20 protein-coding genes are annotated in these 23,954 nt (G+C 42.3%); 7 read left to right on the forward strand and 13 right to left on the reverse strand.

Annotated features, from left to right (window positions below):
* Positions 1-119: 119 nt before the first annotated feature.
* From AC6IZ0_RS11365 to AC6IZ0_RS11385, 5 genes are all read right to left on the reverse strand, one after another.
* Positions 120-2,819 carry a ParA family protein gene (locus AC6IZ0_RS11365; protein ID WP_497722984.1) on the reverse strand — a complete coding sequence of 900 codons (2,700 nt, stop codon included), beginning with the start codon at positions 2,817-2,819 and terminating at the stop codon, positions 120-122.
* A 12-nt stretch (positions 2,820-2,831) separates the two neighbouring features.
* Positions 2,832-3,272, reverse strand: coding sequence for a hypothetical protein (locus AC6IZ0_RS11370; RefSeq protein WP_497722986.1), 441 nt, complete (start codon positions 3,270-3,272; stop codon positions 2,832-2,834).
* Positions 3,273-3,410: 138 nt separating this feature from the next.
* The gene (groL, locus tag AC6IZ0_RS11375) at positions 3,411-5,048 is read right to left on the reverse strand and encodes a chaperonin GroEL (RefSeq protein ID WP_497722987.1); all 1,638 of its coding nucleotides are present in this window, start codon (positions 5,046-5,048) and stop codon (positions 3,411-3,413) included.
* Between the two features lie 101 nt (positions 5,049-5,149).
* Positions 5,150-5,461 carry a co-chaperone GroES gene (gene groES / locus AC6IZ0_RS11380; protein WP_200989836.1) on the reverse strand — a complete coding sequence of 104 codons (312 nt, stop codon included), beginning with the start codon at positions 5,459-5,461 and terminating at the stop codon, positions 5,150-5,152.
* Between the two features lie 417 nt (positions 5,462-5,878).
* The gene (locus AC6IZ0_RS11385) at positions 5,879-6,160 is read right to left on the reverse strand and encodes a hypothetical protein (protein ID WP_271732278.1); all 282 of its coding nucleotides are present in this window, start codon (positions 6,158-6,160) and stop codon (positions 5,879-5,881) included.
* Between the two features lie 332 nt (positions 6,161-6,492).
* Here AC6IZ0_RS11385 and AC6IZ0_RS11390 point away from each other — a divergent pair, with 332 nt between their 5' ends.
* Complete coding sequence (locus tag AC6IZ0_RS11390) at positions 6,493-7,170, forward strand: response regulator transcription factor (protein ID WP_271732315.1); 678 nt, start codon at positions 6,493-6,495, stop codon at positions 7,168-7,170.
* 394 nt (positions 7,171-7,564) lie between these two features.
* On the opposite strand, the gene asnS is transcribed toward AC6IZ0_RS11390, so the two are convergent.
* The gene (gene asnS, locus AC6IZ0_RS11395) at positions 7,565-8,956 is read right to left on the reverse strand and encodes an asparagine--tRNA ligase (protein WP_497722990.1); all 1,392 of its coding nucleotides are present in this window, start codon (positions 8,954-8,956) and stop codon (positions 7,565-7,567) included.
* Positions 8,957-9,177: 221 nt separating this feature from the next.
* Entirely contained in the window at positions 9,178-9,390 is a 213-nt protein-coding gene (locus tag AC6IZ0_RS11400; RefSeq protein ID WP_334310750.1) for a hypothetical protein, read from the reverse strand.
* A gap of 119 nt (positions 9,391-9,509) precedes the next feature.
* Here AC6IZ0_RS11400 and AC6IZ0_RS11405 point away from each other — a divergent pair, with 119 nt between their 5' ends.
* Positions 9,510-9,791: a DUF6439 family protein gene (locus AC6IZ0_RS11405; protein WP_271732276.1), complete on the forward strand. Its 282-nt coding sequence runs from the start codon at positions 9,510-9,512 to the stop codon at positions 9,789-9,791.
* A gap of 41 nt (positions 9,792-9,832) precedes the next feature.
* On the opposite strand, the gene AC6IZ0_RS11410 is transcribed toward AC6IZ0_RS11405, so the two are convergent.
* Both AC6IZ0_RS11410 and rlmD read right to left on the reverse strand, forming a co-directional pair.
* Positions 9,833-10,282 carry an ATP-binding protein gene (locus AC6IZ0_RS11410; RefSeq protein ID WP_271732275.1) on the reverse strand — a complete coding sequence of 150 codons (450 nt, stop codon included), beginning with the start codon at positions 10,280-10,282 and terminating at the stop codon, positions 9,833-9,835.
* Positions 10,283-10,709: 427 nt separating this feature from the next.
* Positions 10,710-12,068: a 23S rRNA (uracil(1939)-C(5))-methyltransferase RlmD gene (gene rlmD / locus AC6IZ0_RS11415; RefSeq protein ID WP_271732274.1), complete on the reverse strand. Its 1,359-nt coding sequence runs from the start codon at positions 12,066-12,068 to the stop codon at positions 10,710-10,712.
* A 142-nt stretch (positions 12,069-12,210) separates the two neighbouring features.
* Between rlmD and AC6IZ0_RS11420 the strand changes: the two genes are divergently transcribed.
* The 3 genes from AC6IZ0_RS11420 to purF all read left to right on the forward strand — a co-directional run bounded on the left by AC6IZ0_RS11420 (position 12,211) and on the right by purF (position 17,140).
* Positions 12,211-12,696 carry an allophycocyanin subunit alpha-B gene (locus tag AC6IZ0_RS11420; protein ID WP_271732272.1) on the forward strand — a complete coding sequence of 162 codons (486 nt, stop codon included), beginning with the start codon at positions 12,211-12,213 and terminating at the stop codon, positions 12,694-12,696.
* Positions 12,697-12,960: 264 nt separating this feature from the next.
* The gene (purL, locus tag AC6IZ0_RS11425; RefSeq protein ID WP_497722993.1) at positions 12,961-15,342 is read left to right on the forward strand and encodes a phosphoribosylformylglycinamidine synthase subunit PurL; all 2,382 of its coding nucleotides are present in this window, start codon (positions 12,961-12,963) and stop codon (positions 15,340-15,342) included.
* Positions 15,343-15,619: 277 nt separating this feature from the next.
* Positions 15,620-17,140 carry an amidophosphoribosyltransferase gene (gene purF, locus AC6IZ0_RS11430; RefSeq protein ID WP_497722994.1) on the forward strand — a complete coding sequence of 507 codons (1,521 nt, stop codon included), beginning with the start codon at positions 15,620-15,622 and terminating at the stop codon, positions 17,138-17,140.
* A 189-nt stretch (positions 17,141-17,329) separates the two neighbouring features.
* Here the strand turns inward: purF and AC6IZ0_RS11435 are convergent, their stop codons facing one another.
* Genes AC6IZ0_RS11435 through AC6IZ0_RS11445 form a run of 3 tightly spaced genes read right to left on the reverse strand, consistent with a single transcriptional unit; the run spans position 17,330 to position 19,236 of the window.
* Positions 17,330-17,611 carry a hypothetical protein gene (locus tag AC6IZ0_RS11435; RefSeq protein WP_271732268.1) on the reverse strand — a complete coding sequence of 94 codons (282 nt, stop codon included), beginning with the start codon at positions 17,609-17,611 and terminating at the stop codon, positions 17,330-17,332.
* Positions 17,612-17,617: 6 nt separating this feature from the next.
* Positions 17,618-18,658 carry an ABC transporter permease gene (locus tag AC6IZ0_RS11440; RefSeq protein ID WP_271732266.1) on the reverse strand — a complete coding sequence of 347 codons (1,041 nt, stop codon included), beginning with the start codon at positions 18,656-18,658 and terminating at the stop codon, positions 17,618-17,620.
* A gap of 59 nt (positions 18,659-18,717) precedes the next feature.
* Entirely contained in the window at positions 18,718-19,236 is a 519-nt protein-coding gene (locus AC6IZ0_RS11445; protein WP_271732264.1) for an adenine phosphoribosyltransferase, read from the reverse strand.
* A 577-nt stretch (positions 19,237-19,813) separates the two neighbouring features.
* Between AC6IZ0_RS11445 and AC6IZ0_RS11450 the strand changes: the two genes are divergently transcribed.
* Both AC6IZ0_RS11450 and AC6IZ0_RS11455 read left to right on the forward strand, forming a co-directional pair.
* Entirely contained in the window at positions 19,814-20,461 is a 648-nt protein-coding gene (locus AC6IZ0_RS11450) for a DUF3038 domain-containing protein (protein ID WP_497722996.1), read from the forward strand.
* Positions 20,458-21,567 (forward strand): DUF4335 domain-containing protein, encoded by a 1,110-nt coding sequence (locus AC6IZ0_RS11455; protein ID WP_497722998.1) that lies wholly within the window; start codon positions 20,458-20,460, stop codon positions 21,565-21,567. Before AC6IZ0_RS11450 ends, AC6IZ0_RS11455 begins: the two co-directional genes overlap by 4 nt.
* Before the next feature lie 15 nt (positions 21,568-21,582).
* Here the strand turns inward: AC6IZ0_RS11455 and AC6IZ0_RS11460 are convergent, their stop codons facing one another.
* Positions 21,583-23,853, reverse strand: coding sequence for a transglycosylase domain-containing protein (locus AC6IZ0_RS11460; protein ID WP_497726045.1), 2,271 nt, complete (start codon positions 23,851-23,853; stop codon positions 21,583-21,585).
* Positions 23,854-23,954: the final 101 nt, after the last annotated feature.

Below are 23,954 nucleotides of genomic sequence, written 5' to 3' on the forward strand. Positions count from 1 at the left end.
TGAAATATTTAGAGAGGTTCTAGGTAACGCCTCTAAAAATTCTTAAATTACAGACTGTTTTATAATATACTCCCTTAAAAATTGTCGAACCAAACTGGATAGAAATACAAATTTTTTTGTTATACTGCGCCTTGACGAATCATTTGAAAACCATACACATATATATCAGCAACTTTATAGGTTTTCTTTTTTTCTCGCCATTCAATAATACCAATTTCACTTAAAAAAGAAGTGAACTCTTCAAATTCTGCTATATCATGCGCTGATTCTTGCCATATAGTATGTAATTCTTCTTGGGTTAAAAAGGCTGATTTCTGTTTGAGAGAGTCAAAAAATTTAGCCAAATCAGGATATTCTTCTTTTACTTCATGACAGCGTTTTTCCGATGCTTTCTTCAAACCAATTTCTAAAGATTTACTTCGCAGTAAACGGTCACTTGGTGGTTGAATCGATGATTTTCCTTTATAGCTTAATTCTTGGTCTTTTGCTCCTTCTAATAATATACTGAGACTTCGAGGAAAAGTGGTACCACTTGAATCTGTTAATCTTTCATAAACCCATCTGGATACATATTTAGCTTTGTCTCCTGTTCTGCGACGACTTCCCCAAAGTAATTCTAAGGCTTTATCAATTACTTCTTCACTAGCTTGATCAATACTTTCCACAGCAACAGGAGAGAACTTATCAACCAAGTTTTTGAAATCTTTAGATTGTATTACTTGGCGGAGTGCTAATCGTAAAAAATCAACCCTGGTCCACTGTAAAAGAATATCACGTCCGTTGAAATGACTTCTGTTGTCAAAAATTAAGCGATTCCATATATCTTCTCTCAAGAAAATTTTAAACCTAATTGCCGTTAATCTGTTGGCATCACAAGACTGGATTAATTGAAATAAGCCAGTGAGTGCTTGCTGTCTTAATTCTCCTGCTTCAAAAATGTCTTCATCTAAATCATCATAGAGAAACCACAGTTTTTGAGAGTTATTTGTCGCTGTTTGATTAATGATATCTATGACATCTTTGACGATAAGTCGCAGATCAGAATCAGTAGATAATTTTAGTAATGCTTGGGTAGTTTCATAGTGCCATCCTTTTTTAGGCAACTTTTTAATAATTTCTTCCAATCCGGTAAACTTTTCACTTATAGGGAATATAAATAAATATTCTTGATGACACCTAAGCAGTAAATAAGCCCTCCAAAAAGCTTCCCATGAACCATCATTATGTTTCAAACTTGTATGGATGCTTTGGAATTCATCACGAGAGGGACGGCTTTCTTTAAAGCGACCATGAGCTGAAAAAAATACACTATTATCCAAACGTCCGTGAGCTAATTTTCGAGCAACACTTTCGTGTTTAAGAAAAAGCGAATACAAAGCAGTTTTACCTGTTCCTTTTCTTCCTCTGATCAAACAGGTAGTATCATCTAAAAATTTTTCAAAATCAGTGGTACGCTGAAATAGTAAACTCAAATTGTTTGTATCAGCAGCATTTGCTTCAGGAAATTGCAAGCTTTCAATAATTTTCCAACGTTGTTCTGAATTACTTAAAATATTTATGCGTCGAAGTTCATCAGTTTCTTCATCAATCCAGTTGGCAATTTTATTATAGTGATTTATAAAAGCTTGTACAGGATAATTATCAGCTATAGCAATTGGTGTAAAGTAGGGAATTACTAAAGGTTTCTCTATTATTGTATCTTGATAATTATCTAAATCCGATTCATCTTCATCTTTTTCATGATTTTGATTTATTGCTATATTTATACTATTCAGCAATGACTTAAAAATATAGGTTATTTTTGACGAAACTTCCTTGTGAGTATTATCCAATACCGGAGAAAAAACAAACTTAATTGCTAATTTCTTGATGTTTTGAAGGGATGATAAAAGTAATTCTATCCCCTGTTTGTTTTGTTCATTAGGGAAAAGAAAAATAATCGCTTCGTCAGCAGCTTGAATTAATGATAAAGCTCCCCATTGATTAATTCCAGTTCTGGAATCAATTAAGATAATATCCGGTTTTAAATGTTCGTAAATTTCACCCTTGAAAACATCCCAAAGACTTTGATTTCCATCAATAAAAGTAGTAGCTCGGAGGTCATCAACTTTAGAAACATAATCAAGAGTAAGATAACCAGCAGGAACAATAAATAATCTGCCTGTGGCGTTAGATATATTCACTTCACCAAATATCTGAGTAATTGAAATCTTAGGATCTATTCCCTCTGGTAAGTAGGAACGCTCATAAAAATAATCAACAATTCCGTATTTTGGTTGTGGTTCGAGGTTAAATGCTGTACTTAAACCCGGTGCTTCTAAATCTAAATCTACAGCTACAACTTTATGTCCCCGCATTGCTAAAATCCAAGCAACATGAGTTAATGCCGTAGTGCGTCCTACTCCTCCTTTAAAGGAATAGAATGTCACTGTCCTGGGTAAAGTAAGTTCGCGATGGGGTGGGGGTGATTGATTTTGAGGATTTGCTGCTTGGATAGCTAAATCTTGCCAAGTATGAACTAAAGCTGTATTAGAAACTTGTGGCGGTGAAAGATTTAGTGACTTCGCTTCTTGAAGCGTATATAAGGAAAGAAATCCAGGAGATAAATCAGCAACCTCAGGAGGAACCTTAGATTTAAGTAAGCTTGATATTTGTTCTTTACGCTGAGGGATAGATAAATTAATAAACTGATTGCTAACTATAGTCAGATTTAGCAATCCTGATGTAGAAATGTTTACATCAACCCACTCATTTTGAGGATTCTGCACATATTGGCTGTTAATATGCTGCTTGAGTAAAGACTGCCAATTGTCCTGCATTTTACCACCTCGTTAAAGTTGAGTAGCTTGCTTCTGTAACCAGCCCTTGAGGCTGAGATAGGCTTTTAACCAGCGTTTATAACTTTGATCATCAGGCTCAAGGCCAGAATAACGCATATCTATAAAATTTTTGCTGTTTGGATTTTCTACTTCATTGATCCATTCTCGCACTTCAGGAAAATTATCAATTCTCGATTTAAGTCGGTTAAGCCGTTTTAATGCTTCTATGTAGCTATGTCCAGGATTCGTAATAGTATGACCAGGATCAGTAGAATCTGTCTTCCATTCCTGAGTTACGCCTTTTGGTAAAGTCGCAAAAATCATTGCTTTTAATAAACATTCAATGGTTACACCTCCAAAGTGCATAGCAGCTACTCGTCTTTCTGAATCCTTTCTAGATAGTATTTCGGTATCAAGTTGACGCTGCATAAAAGCGGCTTGGTAATCTTCCATACTTGGCAAACTTAAAATTTAAGCTTGATAAGTATATTACTAAGTCTGTATTTTTTCCTAAAATTTAACCATTAATCACAAAAAAAGCCCCACCCACAAGGGAATGGAGCTTTTTTAATTTATGTGACTTAGAGAGTATTAGTAATCGAAGTCACCGCCACCCATACCAGCGCCACCAGCAGGAGCTGCGTCTTTAGGTTCTGGCTTGTCAACGATGATACATTCGGTTGTCAACACCATACCAGCGATCGAAGCAGCATTTTGCAGAGCAGAACGAGTTACTTTCGCAGGGTCAACAATACCAGCGGCTAACAAATCAACAAATTCATTGGTAGCAGCATTGTAACCAACGTTGAATTCTTTCTCTTTGACCCGTTCAGCAATGACAGCACCATTCTGACCGGCGTTTTCAGCAATCCGCTTCAGAGGCGCAGGTAAAGCCCGAACTACAATCAAAGCACCTGTTAATTCTTCACCGGTGAGGCTGCTGTTAGCCCACTCTTCCAGGCTAGGAGCCAGATGAGCTAGAGTTGTACCACCGCCGGGAACAATACCCTCTTCTACAGCCGCTTTGGTAGCGTTGATAGCATCTTCCAAGCGTAGCTTCTTATCTTTCATTTCGGTTTCGGTGGCAGCACCCACTTTGACCACAGCTACACCACCAGAGAGTTTAGCAAGACGTTCTTGTAACTTCTCTTTGTCGTAGGAAGATTCGGTTTCTTCCATCTGACGACGGATTTGTTCACAACGAGCCTTAACAGCAACTTCATTACCTTCAGCAACAATGGTGGTGTTGTCTTTGGTAATGGTCACACGGCGAGCTTTACCCAGGCTTTCTAGCTTGGTGTTTTCTAGCTTCAAACCAGCGTCTTCGGTAATTAATTGACCACCAGTGAGAACGGCGATATCTTCGAGCATAGCTTTACGGCGATCGCCAAAGCCAGGAGCTTTTACAGCCGCAACATTCAGCACACCACGCAGACGGTTAACCACCAAGGTAGCTAAAGCTTCTTTTTCAATATCCTCAGCGATAATCACTAAAGGACGACCAGCACGAGCTACTTGCTCGAGAACTGGTACCAAATCTTGTACCAAAGCGATTTTTTTATCGGTGAGCAGCAGGAAAGGCTCATCAAAAACCGTTTCCATGCGTTCAGCATCGGTGGCAAAGTAGGGAGAGATATAGCCCTTGTCAAAGCGCATCCCTTCGGTAATTTCTAGCTCGGTGGTCATAGATTTCCCTTCTTCGAGAGAAATTACGCCTTCCTTGCCTACTTTGTCCATTGCTTGGGCAATCATCTGGCCGACTTCTTCATCGTTACCAGCTGAAATCGAAGCAACTTGGGCAATGGATTTAGAATCTTCTACTGGACGGGCGTGTTGAGCAATCTTATCTACTAAAAAGCCTGCGGCCTTATCAATACCACGCTTCAGGGAAATTGCATTAGCACCAGCTGCAACGTTGCGTAAGCCTTCTTTGACCATGGCGTGGGCTAAAACGGTGGCAGTGGTGGTACCATCCCCAGCCGCGTCGTTGGTTTTAGAAGCAGCTTGACGAATCAACGCCACGCCTGTATTTTCAATGTGGTCTTCTAATTCGATTTCTTTGGCGATGGTTACACCGTCATTAACGATTTGGGGTGCACCAAATTTCTTTTCGAGGACTACGTTACGACCTTTAGGGCCTAGGGTGACAGCTACAGCCTCAGCCAAGATGTCAATGCCTCGCTCGAGGGCGCGACGGGCGTTTTCGTTATAGATAATGCGCTTTGCCATAGGTATCTCTATTCAGGGAGTAAGTCAAGATTTTTAATTGGACTTTAGGGGTTGGGCTTTGGGCGTGGGGTTCGCCCCCTCGCGTCTGTACCCATTCCCCATTAGTTGACGACTGCTAAGATATCTTTTTCAGAAAGCAGTACGTATTCTTCTGTGCCGAGCTTGATATCAGTGCCAGCATACTTGGAGTACAGCACTTTATCGCCGACTTTAATGTCTAATGTCTGACGGCTACCGTCATCGTTACGCTTGCCAGGTCCAAGGGCTACTACTTCGCCTACTTGGGGTTTTTCCTGGGCGTTGTCGGGTAAAAACAGTCCACCTGCGGTTTTTTCTTCCGGGGCGCTCACTTTTACGAAAACGCGATCGCCTAGGGGTTTAACTGTAGAAACGCTTAAAGTTACAGCTGCCATAAATATTTTTTCTCCAGAGTTAGCACTCTCAACTCCTGAGTGCTAATCTACCTAAAAGCAGCATAAAATGGCAATAATTAATTGAGTACGGGTTCCCGCACCAGCATATGGCAGCAGTACTTAAGTATAAATACTGCATCATTTGGATATATCGGGTTTTGCTGGGTAAGTTACGAATATTTTTATATAGATAAATTTATGTGCAAAACCGGGAAATTGTTATAAAACTGTAATCAGGGTGCCGATCGATGAGTAAGACTACACTGGTAGGGTGACGCCGTTAACTCGCCAAAATTACTCAGTTTCTTGATGACAAAGCCCTAAGTAATTGTCTAAAAATCTGAGCAATGGCAGAAATTCAGCCAGAGAATTTTATCTGTGCTGACCAGACAGTTACTCACTTCTGTGCAAAACAAGTTAGTCTTGGATATTGGGAACACTGACTAAAGCCCAAGGGTGAATTAAACAGCAAGTCTCCCACTTACATCCTATAAGACTACAGCCTATCTCTTGCGGGTTTGTTGCTGTAGACCGATAATGGTGGTCTACCCATATGGTTCCTGGTATTGCCGAGCAAAACCAGAAGTTATTGAGCCAGTCATCCCAAAACACTCGATAGGCATAATGGTGGTGCAAGAATATGCATTTTGACCCATCTTCTGCCGATAACTCCTCTACTTGCTTGCGAACATTTGTCAAGGCTGAACATCACCAGGATATAGTAAAGCAGTAAGCCTCTGAAAGGGCGGTTTTTTTTAAGTTAGGGTCATCTTCAGCCAATATGTACCTCGTGAATTAGAAGCATGATTATTTAATCAGTGTTTTTTTCACCCGCCACTTTCAAAGCGATATATAATAACGCATTATAAATACTACTGCTCTACGTATCCTTACTGAAAGTTGCCCATGATCCCGTCGTCTTATCAAAAGTAATCACCACTTTTAAGACTTCCAGAAGGCAAAGGCAAGTTAAGTAGAAAAAGGACAACACCTCAATGATCCACCATAAAGGATAACCACTCAACACCTTGATGGACCGAAGCGCGAAAAGTGCCAATGCTATGAAAGAGCCCAGCATGAAAGATCACAAAAGACTGCTACTGATTGACGATGACCCTAACCTCATCTTGCTGGTGAAGGACTACCTGGAATTTAGAGGCTATGAAGTTAACACTTCCGAAAATGGACGAGAAGCCCTGGGAATTCTTCAACAAGATATTCCAGATATGATCATCTGTGACGTCATCATGCCGGAGATGGACGGATATACTTTTGTAGAACAACTCCGACAAAATGAACGCACCGCCTGGATTCCCGTGCTTTTCCTATCAGCGAAGGGCCAAAGTGCAGAGCGAGTTAAAGGTCTGAACAAAGGGGCTGATGTTTATATGGTCAAGCCCTTTGAACCAGAAGAACTCGTAGCACAAGTAGAATCTTCGCTGAAGCAAACTACTCGTTGGAAAGAACACCAAGCTAAAGGAGGAGAAAACGGTTCCCGAATTCAGGTTCCCTTTGATGTACAGTTAACCCCAACTGAACTGAAAGTGGTACAGTTTGTCGCTAGGGGTTTAGCTAATCGGGAAATTGCTGAAGAACTAAATGTGAGTCAGCGTACAGTTGAAAGCCATGTGTCCAATATGTTGGGCAAAACTAATCTCCACAACCGTACTGAACTAGCGCGTTGGGCGATTGAAAATCAAATGGCTTAATCTCTGTGCTGATTTCCCAAGTTCTGAGTTTTGAGTTACACAGAATAGCTCAAAACTCAAGCTTGTTTTGACATCCTGACTTTAGTTTGACGGCTAACAAATTATGAATTGTGAAGCTAAATTTGGGTTTTTTTAATTCAAACTTCATAATTCATAATTCATAATACAGTCCTCAACTGCCATGTTCCAACCCGGATATCACCTAAAATTATCAATACATCACTCCACCTAAATTCCCCGTCTTCCCAACTGGAAATAACCATAGAGTGAGTTACGTCTCAAAATTACAAATATTTATCGCTACAATATGACCCTGTGTACCTCACCCACCCTAAGTTTTTTGTGGTCTTTTAGTGTGGGTTAAGGCTGCAAGAGATTTATATGATGGCTTATACTAGAAATCGGCGCTTTGTGGTGTGCGAGGGAAGGGAATCACATCCCGGATGTTTCCCATACCTGTGATAAATTGCACCAGTCTTTCAAAGCCTAAGCCGAAACCAGCATGGGGAACAGTACCATAACGGCGTAAATCCATGTACCACCATAAATCTTCCGGTTGCATTCCCTGGGCTAAAATACGGCGTTCCAATACATCTAACCTTTCTTCTCTTTGAGAACCGCCGATAATTTCCCCAATTTTAGGTGCAAGAATGTCCATGGCGCGAACGGTTTTTTCATCCTCATTCAAACGCATATAAAATGCTTTAATTTGGGCTGGATAATCTGTGACAATTACAGGCTTTTTAAACAGCTCTTCTGCTAAATATCTTTCATGTTCTGATTGTAAATCTAAGCCCCAACTCACTGGATATTCAAATTTGACATTGGCTTTTTCTAATAATTTGACTGCTTCTGTATAAGTTAATCGCTCAAATTGATTATTAATAATATTGTCGGCTGTGGCTAAAACAGTATTATCAATGCGTTGATTGAAAAATTCCATGTCTTCTGGACATTTCTCTAACACATATCCAAAAACCTGTTTGAGAAATGCTTCGGCTAAATCCATATTACCATCTAGGTCGCAGAAGGCCATTTCTGGTTCCACCATCCAAAATTCGGCGAGGTGGCGCGAGGTATTGGAATTTTCCGCCCGGAATGTGGGGCCAAATGTGTAGACGTTAGTAAAGGCCATGGCCATGACCTCGGCTTCTAACTGACCGCTAACTGTTAAATAGGTGGGTTTACTAAAAAAGTCCTGGGTGTAATCTACTGTTTGAGTTTGTGTGCGGGGTATGTTTTTGAGGTCGAAGCTGGTGACGCTGAATAGTTCACCCGCGCCTTCGCAGTCGTTAGCCGTAATTACAGGTGTATGTACCCATAAAAAGCCCCTCTCTTGGAAAAATTGGTGAATGGCTGTAGAACAGGCGTTTCTCACCCGGAAAACTGCACCAAAAGAGTTAGTCCGCGATCGCAAGTGTCCTATGGTGCGTAAAAATTCAAAGGAGTGGCGTTTCTTTTGCAGAGGGTAGGTTTCGGGATCAGCTTCTCCATAAACTTTCACAGCCGCGGCTGTTAATTCAATGCGCTGTCCCTTCCCTTGAGAAGCCACTAGTAGCCCACTCACCTCCACCGAAGCACCTGTATTCAGCTTTTTAATAATGGCTTCGTAGTCTGGTAAATCCTGATTGATGACCACTTGCAAATTAGCTAGTGAGGATCCGTCATTGACTTCTATAAACGCAAATCCTTTTAACTCCCGTTTTGTTCTCACCCAGCCTTGAACCACGAGAGAATCATCAGGTTGACCAGTGCGTAATACTTCTGCAATTCTTCGATTTGACATACTATATAACTTCTATTTTGTCAACTAAGACAGATATTAAACAATATTAACATTTAAGTTGCTCCCCAAGCCAAAATCGGGATTACCCACCACAATATCCAGCCTACAATAAATACCATTCCACTCAAGCGGACGGCTGGACAGAAAGGTTTTGTCAAACTAGTCCCAGAAAATAACTGGCGTTCTCAGTTGATTTCTAGTAGTTTTAACTGCTGTTTAATTTACTGGGCAGCTGATATTTCTGCTGTCTGGTGTTTATCTTGTGCTAATTCGTGTTGATGCTGTTGCCATTGTGCCTGTTTTTGTCGATGGCTTTGTACCTGATTGTAACGTTTCTTCAAGGAGTAGAGCCATCGCTCTATATTTTCCAGTTCTTGATCCAAATCCGTTTCTTGACTTTCCCCTGGCGATGGTGATTCTTGACGCGGTTTCATTTTCAGGTAGTAAACTATGATTAAATGCTGGTCAATCCCCAAAATTTTAACTTCTGAATCAGCACTATTTTATATAAGTAATTTATCTTCTCTTTACGCATCACTTAGCACTTAGAATCATGTCTCAACCTACTCAGCTTTCTCAAACCAATCCATTGAATGAACTTAGCACTCTAGAACTAGCCCAAGCCTTAATGGAAAGGCTAAGTATCTCGCCTAAGGATTGGCATCGCCTCAAGTCTAACCGCAATTCTCGCGCTAGTGAACAAGCCGCGGCCGCCCTTTTGTACCTTGTCCAAAATCAGCCCGAAGAAGCCATAGTGAGATTACAACAAGCTGTTGGTTGGTTAGACCGATCAATTTCTGCACCTCCCTGTCCCAGCCATGGAAATCAGGGATAAAGTAGTTGTTTTCCCAATACCAATGACTAATGACCGCTCCCCTACCGTCTCAAAGACAAACGGGGGCTATTTTCCATTTCTTTACACAGTCTCAATTCTGTACCTTTACGATTCCACTCTACTTGATCAAAAATTTGATGCAGAAGACATAAACCACGACCATTTTCTGATTCATCTGGTGGTAAATAATCTGTGGGGTTTTCATCATCAGCCGATACAGGAACAAAGCCTTGACCCTGGTCTGAGATTACCCACCAATATTGATTGTTGATTAGGGAAAAACGGACTACAACTGTTTTACTAGGATCAAGATTATTACCATGTTTTGCGGCATTTACTAGGGCTTCTTGGAGTCCTAGGCGCAATTCTGCTTGCAGTTTTCCTGGAATTTCAGCTAGGAGTAAATCTAAAATTGGGCATAGATAAAGAGTTGAGGCAAAACTAATTGTGCCCCAATAACGTCCAACTGGACGAAGGGAAATGGTCATCACAAGAGAAACCCCGCAGCTTTCAGTTAGCTAGACATTAGTTTGCTATTGATTACAGGCACCCTGATACAAAAGTGAGGTGGTCACGCTGCCTTCAAACTTGCGTCTTTAAACACTAAATTTGGGAAATCCTAGGGAGAATTGACTCTGTTTATGAGATGAGATTGTTGATACATATAACGCCTATAAAGACAACTGCTCGTGCAGTTAGCAAAGAAAATTATTGGTAATATTCAAGAGTATGAGGATAATCTTGGTATTGCCGATTGTTGCTTTACCAAAGCTTATTCATGTTGCTTGGGGTGGATGGGAATTTAATCTCTGTAACAAAATCGTTTTTTTTAGCTTAATTAGATTTTAGCATTTTTAGTATGCATTAGACTACAAATTTGAAATGTAAGTTTTTCTTCCACACTCAGTATTACTGATACTAATGTGATAACACCATAAAAGCAACCGCTTCTACATGAGCTGTTTGGGGGAAGAAATCAGCAGGTTGTATGCGTGTCATGTGATATAGCCCATCTTGGCATAACAATTTTAGATCGCGAGCCAGAGTAGCTACTTTACAACTGACGTAAACTATGCGTGGAGGTTTCAGTTCTAATAAAGAATTAATCACGGCGCGATCGCACCCTTTGCGCGGCGGATCAAGTAACACCACATCTGGTATTATGCCCATTTCCGGCAGCAAATTCTCTACTGCGCCTACTTGGAATGTAACATTATTAATTCCATTGTGCTGGGCATTGACAATAGCTTGCTCTACAGCTTCTGGTTGTAATTCTAATCCTATAGCTTCCCGAACTTGTTTGGCTAAAGGTAAAGTTAAAGTACCAATACCACAATAAGCATCAATTAGCAACTCCTGTCCTTGAAGATTGAGTTCTGACTGAATTATCTGCAACAGTGCTTCTGCGGTTTCTGTATAAACCTGGAAAAACGTATCTGGACGGACTTGAAATTCTAAATCAGCAAAGACTTCTCGCAGGTGAGAAACACCAGCAACGCAACGAGTTTCAGCGCCAAAAATGGCATTTGTGCGATGGTGATTGCGATTTAAAGACACACCCACCAGTTGGGGATAGCGCTTTAACCATTCCTGGGCCTGCTGTTCAATTCCTGGTAAATTCCACTCCTTCACTACCAAAGTCAATAACATTTCGCCAGTTCGCCGTCCAATACGTAAACCCAAATGGCGGATTTGTCCTTGGTGTTTTCGTTCATCGTAAATTTGCCAACCGTGTTGTTGGATGTCCTGCTTTACTTGTACCAGTAAAGGATTTAATCTCGCATCTTGAACAGGACATTGATTTAAATTCACTAATCGATGGCTACCTTTTTGGTAGTAACCAGCTTGTACCTGACCTGTGGCGGAAACTCCTAGAGGATAAGTGGCCTTATTGCGATAGCCCAAAGGTGCATCTGTGGTTAACACCGGATCGACTGGTGGATTGACAAAACCACCAATACGCTGTAAAGCTTGGATAACTTGATCATGCTTCGCTACTAGCTGATATTCATAATCAATATGTTGCCACTGACAACCACCACACTTGTCAGCCACAATACAACTTGCTCTGACCCGATGAGGAGATGCTTGCAAGAGGTGATGAAGTTGAGCATGAGCGTATTGAGGTTTAACTTGTACTAAGCGAACTATAGCGCGATCGCCTGGAACAGTATCGGGGACAAAAACCACAATTTCCTCAAAACGTCCCACACCATCACCTGTACTACTCAAGTCGGCGATCACAATTTCAATTAACTCACCCTGGTGTTTAGTCATTAGTTATTAGTCATGGGTCATTGGTCATGAGAAAATCACAATCCTTGTGCTCACTCCCATCATCTTCCTAATTTTCCTTTCTTTGTGTACCTCAGACTCGCTAAACTAGCAAATAATATTTCGCACACAAGAGCGTATAATTATGACCGTAATTAGCCAAGTTATTCTCCAAGCCGACGACCAACTGCGTTATCCGAGCAGTGGCGAACTCAAAAGCATCAAAGAATTTCTCCAAACCGGAGAACAAAGGACACGCATTGCTGCGACCTTAGCGGAGAACGAAAAAAAGATTGTTCAGGAAGCAACCAAAAATCTGTGGAAAAAGCGCCCTGACTTTATCGCCCCCGGCGGTAATGCTTACGGCGAACGTCAGCGTTCCCTATGTATCCGTGACTTTGGTTGGTATTTGCGCCTTATTACCTATGGCGTACTTGCAGGCGACAAAGAACCAATCGAAAAAATTGGTTTAATCGGCGTGCGAGAAATGTACAATTCTTTAGGTGTTCCTGTACCAGGCATGGTAGAAGCTATTAGCGCCTTGAAAACTGCCTCTCTTGACTTACTAAGTGTGGAAGATGCGACCGAAGCAGCACCCTACTTTGATTACATCATTCAAGCGATGTCTTGATCAAACTGGTGTTGGTTCTAGGATTGTGAATGTTAAGGTATTAGACCCATAAGATTTCTCATTTGATCATAACGTCCTCACATTTGGTCATGGCTGTGGCAAAAAATCTGTCAAGTTATTAACCAGATGTGGGGAAATTTTAGCAGATAGTCGCCACTATTTGAAGGGTAAATATGCAAAAAAGTCTTAATTAGTGGTTGCAAAGTGCATATAGGGTAACTAAATCGATACAATAATTCTCTGTACTCTTGGTGCATTATTTCCATGACCGCCACTTCCTCTACTCCCTTTTCCCCTCAAGAAATCGCCGCCGAAGGATTAAAACCAGAAGAATATGCAGAAATTGTCAGACGCTTAGGACGACATCCCAACAAAGCTGAACTGGGAATGTTTGGAGTTATGTGGTCTGAGCATTGCTGTTATAAAAATTCCCGTCCTTTACTTAAGCAGTTTCCCACCACAGGAGCGCGCATCCTGGTTGGACCTGGTGAAAATGCCGGAGTTGTAGACTTAGGCGCTGGACTGCAATTAGCATTTAAAATTGAATCTCATAACCACCCATCAGCCGTCGAACCCTTCCAAGGTGCCGCCACAGGTGTAGGCGGTATATTAAGAGATATATTTACAATGGGGGCGCGTCCCATTGCCTTATTAAACTCTTTACGTTTCGGTTCTCTAGATGATCCCAAAACCCAAAGGTTATTTACAGGTGTTGTAGCGGGTATTTCACATTATGGTAATTCCGTTGGAGTGCCGACTGTTGGGGGTGAAGTATATTTTGACCCGGCTTATTCGGGTAATCCCTTAGTTAACGTCATGGCACTGGGATTAATGGAAACACCAGAAATCGTTAAATCCGGTGCTGCTGGTATTGGTAATCCTGTGTTATATGTCGGTTCTACCACGGGAAGAGACGGTATGGGGGGTGCCAGTTTTGCTAGTGCGGAATTAACAGATGAATCAATGGATAACCGTCCCGCCGTACAAGTAGGTGACCCCTTTATAGAAAAGTCTTTAATTGAAGCTTGTCTGGAAGCATTTAAAACTGGTGCTGTTGTCGCCGCCCAAGATATGGGTGCTGCGGGTATTACCTGTTCTACTTCAGAGATGGCGGCTAAAGGTGGTGTGGGTATTGAATTTGATTTAGATAAAATTCCTGTGCGGGAGTTGGGGATGGTTCCCTATGAATACCTGCTGTCTGAATCTCAAGAAAGAATGCTATTTGTAGCCCACAAGGGTCGAGAACAAGAGCTAATTGATATTTTCCACCGTTGGGGACTTCATGCTGTGGTTGCGGGTACTGTGATTGCTGACCCCATTGTGCGGATTTTCTTTCAGGGTACAGTCGCAGCAGAAATTCCGGCTGAGGCGCTGGCGGAAAATACCCCTCTTTATGAACGGGAATTGTTAGCAGAACCACCAGAGTATGTTCTGGAAGCTTGGAAATGGTCACCTGATTCCTTACCAGCTTGTACAATTGCGGGGATTGACATTGAAGGTAAACTCCAATCCTGGGATAATATTCTGTTAACTTTGCTCGGTACGCCAACCATCGCTTCTAAAAATTGGGTTTATCGTCAGTATGACCATCAAGTCCAGAATAATACTGTGATTCTGCCTGGTGGTGCTGATGCTGCTGTGGTGCGCTTACGTCCCCTAGAAACAAGGAAAAATGAAGAATTAGAACCTGAAAGTTTGACATCAGGTGTGGCGGCAACTGTAGACTGTAATCCTCGTTATGTTTATCTTGATCCCTATGAGGGAGCTAAGGCCGTGGTGGCAGAAGCAGCTCGTAATCTCAGCTGTGTGGGTGCCGAACCTCTGGCGGTGACAGATAATCTCAATTTTGGTAGTCCAGAAAAACCCGTTGGTTACTGGCAATTATCCCAGGCTTGTCGCGGTTTGTCTGAAGGTTGTCTAGAATTGGCAACACCAGTTACAGGCGGGAATGTCTCTCTGTACAATGAAACCTTTGATTCTCAAGGTAATCCCCAACCCATTTATCCTACTCCTGTGGTGGGTATGGTGGGGTTAATTCCTGACTTAACAAGGATTTGTGGTCAAGGTTGGCAAGGTAATGGTGATTTAATTTATCTTTTGGGATTACCTCTGACATCCTCTGTTAGTTTGGGTGCATCTGAGTATTTAGCTACTATTCACAATACTGTTGCTGGCCATCCGCCAAGGATAGATTTTGATTTGGAACGTCGTGTACAGCAAGTTTGCCGCTTAGGTATTCGTGCTGGTTGGATATGTTCTGCCCATGATTCATCTGAGGGGGGTGTGGCTGTTGCTTTGGCTGAATGTTGCCTTTCTGGTAACTTAGGTGCCCAAATCCAGATAGAAATTCCTGAACATCAGTTAAAACGTCTGGATGAAGTGCTGTTTGGTGAAGGTGGCGCAAGAATAGTAGTTTCTGTAACACAATCACAGCAAGAAAAATGGGAATATTACTTAGGTGAACATTTGGGGGCTAATTGGCAAAAACTTGGTACAGTAGGTAATTTGGGTGATTCTGAACTAGGTTTGAGGATTTTAACCAATGATAACCAAATCTTAATCAAACTTACTATGGAACAGATGAAAGATCCCTATTTCCGGGCGATCTCTAACCGTCTTGCTCGCCTAGGTAATACTCCCAATTAATTTTTCTATCCCCTATATGGGGATAATTAACCTCTGTGAGCAGAATTACGGTACTGTTTTAATAGATGGTTAAAGATTCGTTAAGGATTTGGCAACTATCCAGCGACATAATCCCAGGGACTAAATAATTACTAATTCGTAGTTTGCAATTCGTAATTAATTCCAGAACAAAATCCAGCATAACTCACTCCATTTATTGGTGGGGTAGTAATTGCGAATTAAAAATTATCAATTACCGATTATTCCGACTTGACACCCAAACCAGGAGCAATAGCTAATGATTCCCATCCATTCCGTCACTATGGCTACACCGCACAAGCTATCGGATGAATACCACAATCAGGAAATAGACCCAATCAATAGTCAAGAGCATCGACCTGACAAACCAGAAGAAGCTTGTGGTGTTTTTGGCATTTACGCTCCAGAAGAAGATGTTGCCAAAATGACCTACTTTGGATTATACGCTCTGCAACATAGGGGTCAAGAATCAGCTGGGATTGCAACGTTTGAAGATGCAAAAGTACACCTACACAAAGACATGGGCTTAGTTTCTCAGGTCTTTAATGAGTCCATTTTGGATCAGTTACCCGGAAACCTCGCTATTGGTCACACTCGTTATTCCACTACTGGTTCTAGCCGCAAGGATAATGTCCAGCCGGCTGTGGTGGAAACCCGACTAGGTTCATTAGCTTTAGCACATAATGGTAATTTAGTCAACACTGTGCAGCTGCGGTCAGAGTTAGTCAAGACCCAAGTGAGTTTAGTCACAACAACAGACTCGGAAATGATCGCTTTGGCGATCGCTCAAGCCGTCAACGCTGGTGCAGATTGGGTAGAAGGAGCAAGTAGGGCATTTCACCGTTGCCAAGGCGCTTTTAGTTTGGTGATTGGGACTCCCGTTGGTGTCATGGGTGCGCGGGATCCCAATGGTATCCGCCCCTTAGTAATTGGAACTTTACCCGGGTTACCAGTCCGTTATGTCTTGGCTTCGGAAACTTGTGGTTTAGATATCATTGGAGCCGAATACTTACGAGATGTGGAACCGGGGGAATTAGTTTGGATTACTGAAGCAGGTTTAGCTTCCTACCATTGGAGTCAAAAACCTGCTCGTAAGTTATGTATCTTTGAGATGATTTACTTTGCCCGTCCTGATAGCATCATGCACAACGAAAGTTTGTACACCTATCGCATGAGGTTAGGGCGACAAATAGCGGCTGAATCCGCTGTAGATGCTGATATTGTCTTTGGTGTTCCTGATTCAGGAATACCTGCGGCCATTGGATTTTCCCAAGCCTCTGGTGTCCCCTACGCCGAAGGACTGATTAAAAATCGCTATGTGGGTCGAACTTTTATTCAGCCCACACAATCTATGCGCGAGTCCGGGATTCGCATGAAACTTAACCCACTCAAAGATGTATTGGTGGGTAAACGAGTAATTATTGTGGATGATTCCATTGTTCGGGGTACAACCAGCCGGAAACTGGTTAAAGCATTACGTGAAGCAGGTGCTAGCGAGGTACATATGCGCATTTCTTCCCCACCAGTCACACATCCATGTTTTTACGGTATTGATACTGATAGTCAGGATCAGTTGATTGCTGCTACCAAGTCAGTGTCAGAAATTGCCGAGCAGTTGGGAGTAGATAGCCTGGCTTATCTGAGTTGGGAGGGAATGCTGGAAGCAACCCAGGAAGATACTAATAGTTTCTGTTCAGCTTGCTTTACTGGAGATTATCCCGTAGCTATTCCTGAGCAAGTCAAACGTTCTAAATTGATGTTAGAAAAAGTCGTGGTTTAAATAATGGGGCGGGCAAAATGTCCACCCCTGAAGTGAAATTCTCTATTTCTTTCTCCTTTTTCTCTGTGCCTCTGTGGATTATTCATAGGGTATCTCATTATACTGCGTTACACCCTTAGTGGGCATACTGCCCACTCCACAAGAGTTTTATCATTCATATAGTACTTATCTACCTGCGAACTACTATATTTAACGATGCTGCATAAAATCTACTTTCGGCAATAACGGATCTATGACAATTCCCACGCCGCTAAAACCCCAACGTTTGAGCAAATTACCCAACTGTGTAGCAAGAACAGATTCTACGGCAAAGCGGTTAGCTAATTGACCAGCATGGGTATTGAGATAGCTTAAAGCATCAAAGTTTTCCCTAAACAGTAATAAATAGCCGGAACTTTCAGCATCGGGATGGGCTACGAGATAACGACCATCAGTCGAGGAACGCAATATATAATAAATTTCAGAAAACATACTCAATTAAGATTCCAAACGAATCCGGGGGTCGGCTACCTTTAATAGCAAATCCGCCATTAAATTGCCTATATTCAGTAATACGGCACTCATGACGAGGCTAGCCATGACTAAATACTGGTCTTTTGCCATTACTGCCTGTAAAGTCAATCTCCCTAAACCGGGCCAGTTAAAGAATTGTTCGGCAATAAATGCACCACCTAATAAACCAGCCAATTCAAAGCCTAACAAAGTAATTAAAGGATTTATGGCATTGCGAAGAGCGTGAACATAAATCACCCGATTTTCTGGTAGTCCCTTGGCGCGAGCCGTTTGGATATAATCTTGACGTAGAACATCCAACAATTCTCCGCGAGTGATTCTTTGCAACCCGGCAAAACTAGTGATACTTAAGGCAATGGTGGGTAAAATCATGTGCCAGCCAATATCAATGATTTTGCCAAACCAAGACAAATCAGCATGATTGATGCTAGTCATACCACCCACGGGAAATAAAGGTGAGGTGATTTGAGCAAATATGAGCAGAAACAAAGCAGTGATGAAACTAGGAAACCCTTGTCCTGTGTAGCTAATCAGTTGTAAAATGCGATCAGTCGCTTGATTTTGTTTCACAGCTGCGAGAATACCAAAGGGAATTGCGATCGCCCAGGTACAAAATAAAGAAGCGATCGCTAAAAGTAAAGTTGCTGGTATCCTTTCCCACAACAGAGAAGCTACTGAGCGTTGGTAAACAAAACTGGTACCAAAATCTCCTTGGGTAAAAATTCGCCATAACCATAGTCCAAACTGTTCTGGCCAAGATTTATTTAAACCAAACTGTTGCCTTAATTCCTCAATGCGTTCTGGCGAAATTGTCGGATTTTGGCGCAACGTATCCACATAATCCCCCGGGGATAGTTTCATGATCACAAACGACAGCGCCGTTGCCAATAACAAAGTGAACAGTGCTTGCAATATCCGTTTCACCACATAAACAAATGTTTCGTTCGTGACTAGCCCTATAAAGCCCTCGTGACAGGTCTTCCAGGAAATTTTCTGAGAAGTCATAGCAATTTAGTCATTTTTTATTAGTCAATTTCTCAGGATATAGGAGAGATTAACAATGATTAGTATTCAATTAGGGAGACAATCGGCACATCTGGTAAATGTTGACGTCCTTGTAAATCCTGTAGCTCGATGATAAAGCCAAACCCTACCAATTCGCAGCCAATCTTCTGCACCAACTTAGCGGTTGCACTAGCCGTACCACCTGTGGCAATCAAGTCATCTACAATTAAAACGCGACTATTTGGATGCAAAGCGTCTTGATGCATTTCCAGGCAGTCTGTACCATATTCTAATTCATATTCAATTGAGTGAACTGCTCCTGGTAACTTTCCCGGCTTCCGTACCGGAATAAAACCCGCTCCTAATTTGTAAGCTAGAGGAGGTCCAAAAATAAACCCACGGGACTCCATACCCACAACATAATCAGCTCTTAAGCCTAAACCAATGCATTTTTCCGTAAAAAAGTCAATAGTGTAGCGCAATCCCTCTGGGTCGCGCAGTAAAGTAGTGATATCGCGAAATAAAATTCCGGGTTTAGGAAAATCTGGGATATCGCGAATTAGAGACTTTAAATCCATAAAATTCAGTTATGAGGGGGTAGGAGGGGGATTAATGACCAATGACTCATGACTAGTCCCTGAAAAATCCTACACTATAATCTCATACCCTGATCATTGACGCTCTAATTTAGCCAGATTAGCTAATTTTACACGGTAATACAGCCAGGGAAGGTAAGGGACAATAATATATTAGCCTTTGGGGGTTTCCTGATTTTTGATATATTCTTTTACTATACTCAAAACAACTAAATCGGAGGTGATTTTTGATGGCGTTACTTAGAGCAACTTGGCATCTGTACCGCACAAAGCAGGTAGATACTGCAACTGTAATACCACTCCCACTTACATAAAGACTTCTACAAAGCCACGGTCTCCAAGAGAACTACCTCCGACAAAAAAATCGGTAAATCAGTTTCTGACTGACAAGAAGAGATTTATTTACCTAATTTTTACCGAACTTTGGACAGCAGAAAAAGTAATCAATGCTTAAGCACTACAAACAAGTTTGAAACAGGTTCAAGCCTGTTCTAGCTCCTTTAAATTAGTTGTACTAGTTTTATTCTGCCTATTAGCTCTGCACAAGGTAATTTATAGAATGAATGTCTCAGCCAGCTTAACGCCATTGAATAGTCCACCCCCCCCCTCCTTGCCGATGATTCTGGATACTTTACCAGACCCTGCGATGCCTATGGTAAGCTTCGCCAAGGCAGCACAGGGTTGTCCGGCTAGAACCCGACTGCAAGTTGATCTAATTTTACTGGCAATTGAAGCTTTAGAACTTGGTAGCTCCGAAGCTATTCTGGCTTTTGCTGATGAGTTAGAACTGAAAGGAATTATTAAAAACCGAGTAAATCTATGGCGAATGCGGAGCTCTAACCCACTGCGAAGATCTCATATTCGCCGTCCCTTGACTATCATGGAAGCAAAAGCTTTAGTAGTTATTGCCAGCTACATCGCGCGGCGTTTAACCGTTGTCATTCGCCAAATGTTGATGACATATCAGCAAATGAGTGAAAAGCAGATACCTTTGGTACAGAATTTACGCCTATCGAATTACCTAGAGCGATTTCGAGTACATTTCAGAAGTAGAATGAATCCCCGACGTTCTACCGTAATGGCATTAGATTCTGACGATAAATTAGATGAACTAGCAATCAATTTGTTGGGACAATTACTATTTTGTACTGGTACAGCTGGAATGCAGCGATTTTGGATTAGTCTTTTTGACGGTGAAGTAGAATGAATATTCAACGTAAGTACAGTCTACCTAATTGTACACTGCTGTTAGAGGGTTTCAGTGATGTAGCCAAAGCAGCATACTATCAAGGTATGCGTCCAGAATTATCCATATTGGTCAATGCAGAATGCTATATATCTGGCTATAGTCAGCCCCTAGTAGGCGGACGAGAATTTTTTGAGAGTCTAGTCCGGGCTGTGAGTGGCTATGCTCAAGAATTTTTGAGTAATGTGTCAAACCCCCAAGCACATAATCAAGACTCAGAATTAGTGGAGTTACAAAAAATTTACACTAATCGGCACCGGTTAATTGTGCATTCTGAAATAGCTGTAGATGTTTTTCAGTCTCAGCCTAACTATAATCAACCGCCCATTCAAATGGATTTGAATACAGTGCAGTTATTTGACCTGGTTGAAGCTGTGGATCAATTTTTTGCTGACAGCCAAACCCTACCAGAGTTGTCATTAGAATTACAGCCCGTGCCTAGAAGTTACGGTAGTCCTAATGAATTTCTACTCAAGCAAGGAGTAGCGGCAAGTATAGGAATTTCAACTGTAGCAGTTGCCGCCATCGCTTTGAGCCTAATTCCTGCCCCTGAGACGCGCCCACCAGCAACCCAGGAGCAAGAAGAGACTGTATCCATAGCACCCACCCCCAATTCGGCTGCATCAGAGAACATAACACCCCCAAATATACAAACTCCAGAGAGTTCCCCAGCAACTGACCTGAATGTAGCCACTCCAATCGTGGATACAGCACTCAAAATCAGAAATTTAGAAGCACTCTTAAATTCAGCTACAGAAATTACTAATTCATCCCAACTACGTCTTCTGAATGGAAAAATTTATAAACAAATTGATCTAGGTTGGACTAGTCGCTCAGAATTAAGAGAAGATTTAGTCTATCGAGTAGGTGTAAATCCTGATGGTGCGATCATTGGTTATAAAGCGGTAAATCAAGGAGCAAATGAGGGCATAGAATCAACTCCTTTACCCAAATTGCTGCAAACTCCCGCTAATGGTTCTCTCACAAATGAACCAATAGCCCAATTTAAAGTAGTTTTTACCAGAGATGGTATTCTGCAAGTTAGCCCTTGGCGGGGATATCAGTGACTATTCACCCCCACCTTATCTGGTAATTTGTCTCATATAATTGCCCCAAAGTTGGGCTGCTTGCCCGCTGCTGCCGGATGTGGGAGAATTATTGTCATTACCCAACCAAATGCCAGTTACAAACCGGCGACTGGGGATTGAACCAATAAACCAGAGATCAACGTTTTTATCAGTGGTGCCGGTTTTCCCACCTTCCCCCAGTCCGATAGCCGCGGCGCGTCCAGTACCGCTAGTTACTGCTTGGCGCATCATCTGGTTGATTTCATCGGCTACACCTGTGGGTAAAACTCGCTGGTTAGCGTCCGGATTTTCGTCAAAGGAATAGACAACACGACAAGTTTTTAAATCCTGACTATTTTGACAATCACTACTGTCTATAATCCTGCTAATTGCGTGGGGTGGATTCCAAACACCACGATTGCTAATGGCGCCAAAAGCACCAGTCATTTCTAAAACATTGACTACACTTTGACCCAGTACTAAGCCGGGAACTGCTTCGAGTGATGACTTGACTCCTAAACGTCTGGCGGTGGATACGACTCTATCTAGCCCCACCTCCCTGGCAATTCGCAGAGCAATGGGATTTTCTGACAGGGCGAAGCCAGTCGTCATATCTAAGGAATTCTGGGCACCGGTTCTACAAGGCCTATAGGTAAAGCCTTGCCAGGGTAGAGCCGCGCAAGAATAAGTTTTAGAGGCTGGTATTCCCCTCTCTAGGGCGGCTGCAAAAGCGAAAACCTTGAAGGTAGAACCCGGTTGTCTTTGGGCTTGAACAGCACGGTTAAACTGGCTTTTTCCAAAATCAGTCCCGCCTACCATCGACAAAATACTACCAGTTCTAGTGTCTAGGGTAACGATCGCTCCTTGAGAAAAGCCCAAGGTAGAACCAGCTTTATTGATTTGATTACGCAAAGCTGTTTCCGCCTCTGCTTGCATTCTGGGATCGAGCTGGGTTTCAATGATAAAATTTCCTTCTCTGGCAACTCCTACCCCCAAGATTGATTCCAATTCCTGAAATACATACTGGTAAAAGTAAGGAGCAATGGTACTGGATTGCCGTTCGCAAACTTTGGGGTTAATCTGGACTGGGGAGCGCCTAGCTCGATTGGCCTGTTCTGCGGAAATTTTCCCCATGTCCAACATTCGCCTAATGACGCGATTACGATAGTCAACTAGTTGTAGCCTATTGGGGTTATTTCCACAAAAATTAAAAGCGTTGGGAGCAGGTAAAATTCCCACTAATGTTGCAGCTTCTGAGAGAGTTAATTCTCTAGCTGACTTATCAAAGTAATAACGAGCTGCATCCTCAAAACCGGATGTATCCACCCCCAAAAATACTCGATTTAAGTAAATGAGTAATATTTGATCTTTACTGTAAAAAGTTTCTAGCTTCAAGGAAACAATAGCTTCCCGCAGTTTGCGTCCCAAGGAGTCTTGAGCGCCTACATAGTCCCGGAACAAACTTCGGGACACTTGCTGGGTAATGGTGCTAGCCCCCTGCTGTACATCTCCACTGCGCGTATTGACTAACACAGCTCGCAAAATCCCTAAAGGGTCAACGCCAAAGTGCCAATAGTAACGACTATCTTCTGAGGCCACTATAGCCGCGGGTAAATAGCCAAAGTCCTCTAAACTCTTGAGGTCTACATGAGAGGTACTCCGAGGCTCGCGCAAGGGTGTCGAGCCATCGCGGGCATAAATCACTATAGGGGCGCTGCTAGCAGTGGGTAAGGGTCTGACGGAAAATTTTAGCCATTCCACCCCTATGACTAACCCCACTAAGGCGCTCACACCTGCCATACTATAGGCCGCCCAAGTTGCTGCTTTTATATGCAAGGGTGCTGGGTCAAAGTATTGTAGCCGCACTGAAGCTGCGAGTTCTGGCGGTCCCAAAGTAAAAATGTCACCGTGACGCAGTTCTAATCGATTAATTCGGCGTTTCCCCAGATAAATACCATTAGTGGAGTTTTCATCTTTGATGACAAAAACAGGGGTGCGTTGAGTTGAATCCCGTGAGAGTGATAGGTGAATTTGGCTGACAACTGGATTGCGAATGACTATATCACAGGATTTGGAACTACGACCTACTATATAGCGATCGCCTAACAACGGATATACCTCACGTTCTGCCCCTGTATCCTGCACCCATATCTCTGGTACTTTGGCATTAGGCTTCAGCGCCAACTTGGAAAAGTCAACCCTCGCTTGAAGTGTCTGTACTGCTTGAGTCAGTTGACCAAGTACAGTTTGTGGCTTATGAGGAGGTTGGGGGAACTCATAGGCTATTTACATCAGAATTATTGGCAAACATTCGGGCGATTTGACAATCTCGATACAGATATTCCACCATTGTACACATCAGTCACAGCAGAAATTAGCTATAGGTA

The organism is Anabaenopsis sp. NIES-4685, assembly GCF_059725405.1.

Coding starts and splice junctions, on each gene's coding strand:
- AC6IZ0_RS11365 (WP_497722984.1), bottom strand. CDS start 2,819: ATGCAGGACAATTGGCAGTCTTTACTCAAGCAGCATATTAACAGCCAA.
- AC6IZ0_RS11370 (WP_497722986.1), bottom strand. CDS start 3,272: ATGGAAGATTACCAAGCCGCTTTTATGCAGCGTCAACTTGATACCGAA.
- groL (WP_497722987.1), bottom strand. CDS start 5,048: ATGGCAAAGCGCATTATCTATAACGAAAACGCCCGTCGCGCCCTCGAG.
- groES (WP_200989836.1), bottom strand. CDS start 5,461: ATGGCAGCTGTAACTTTAAGCGTTTCTACAGTTAAACCCCTAGGCGAT.
- AC6IZ0_RS11390 (WP_271732315.1), top strand. CDS start 6,493: ATGGACCGAAGCGCGAAAAGTGCCAATGCTATGAAAGAGCCCAGCATG.
- asnS (WP_497722990.1), bottom strand. CDS start 8,956: ATGTCAAATCGAAGAATTGCAGAAGTATTACGCACTGGTCAACCTGAT.
- AC6IZ0_RS11400 (WP_334310750.1), bottom strand. CDS start 9,390: ATGAAACCGCGTCAAGAATCACCATCGCCAGGGGAAAGTCAAGAAACG.
- AC6IZ0_RS11405 (WP_271732276.1), top strand. CDS start 9,510: ATGTCTCAACCTACTCAGCTTTCTCAAACCAATCCATTGAATGAACTT.
- rlmD (WP_271732274.1), bottom strand. CDS start 12,068: ATGACTAAACACCAGGGTGAGTTAATTGAAATTGTGATCGCCGACTTG.
- AC6IZ0_RS11420 (WP_271732272.1), top strand. CDS start 12,211: ATGACCGTAATTAGCCAAGTTATTCTCCAAGCCGACGACCAACTGCGT.
- purL (WP_497722993.1), top strand. CDS start 12,961: ATGACCGCCACTTCCTCTACTCCCTTTTCCCCTCAAGAAATCGCCGCC.
- purF (WP_497722994.1), top strand. CDS start 15,620: ATGATTCCCATCCATTCCGTCACTATGGCTACACCGCACAAGCTATCG.
- AC6IZ0_RS11435 (WP_271732268.1), bottom strand. CDS start 17,611: ATGTTTTCTGAAATTTATTATATATTGCGTTCCTCGACTGATGGTCGT.
- AC6IZ0_RS11440 (WP_271732266.1), bottom strand. CDS start 18,658: ATGACTTCTCAGAAAATTTCCTGGAAGACCTGTCACGAGGGCTTTATA.
- AC6IZ0_RS11445 (WP_271732264.1), bottom strand. CDS start 19,236: ATGGATTTAAAGTCTCTAATTCGCGATATCCCAGATTTTCCTAAACCC.
- AC6IZ0_RS11450 (WP_497722996.1), top strand. CDS start 19,814: ATGAATGTCTCAGCCAGCTTAACGCCATTGAATAGTCCACCCCCCCCC.
- AC6IZ0_RS11455 (WP_497722998.1), top strand. CDS start 20,458: ATGAATATTCAACGTAAGTACAGTCTACCTAATTGTACACTGCTGTTA.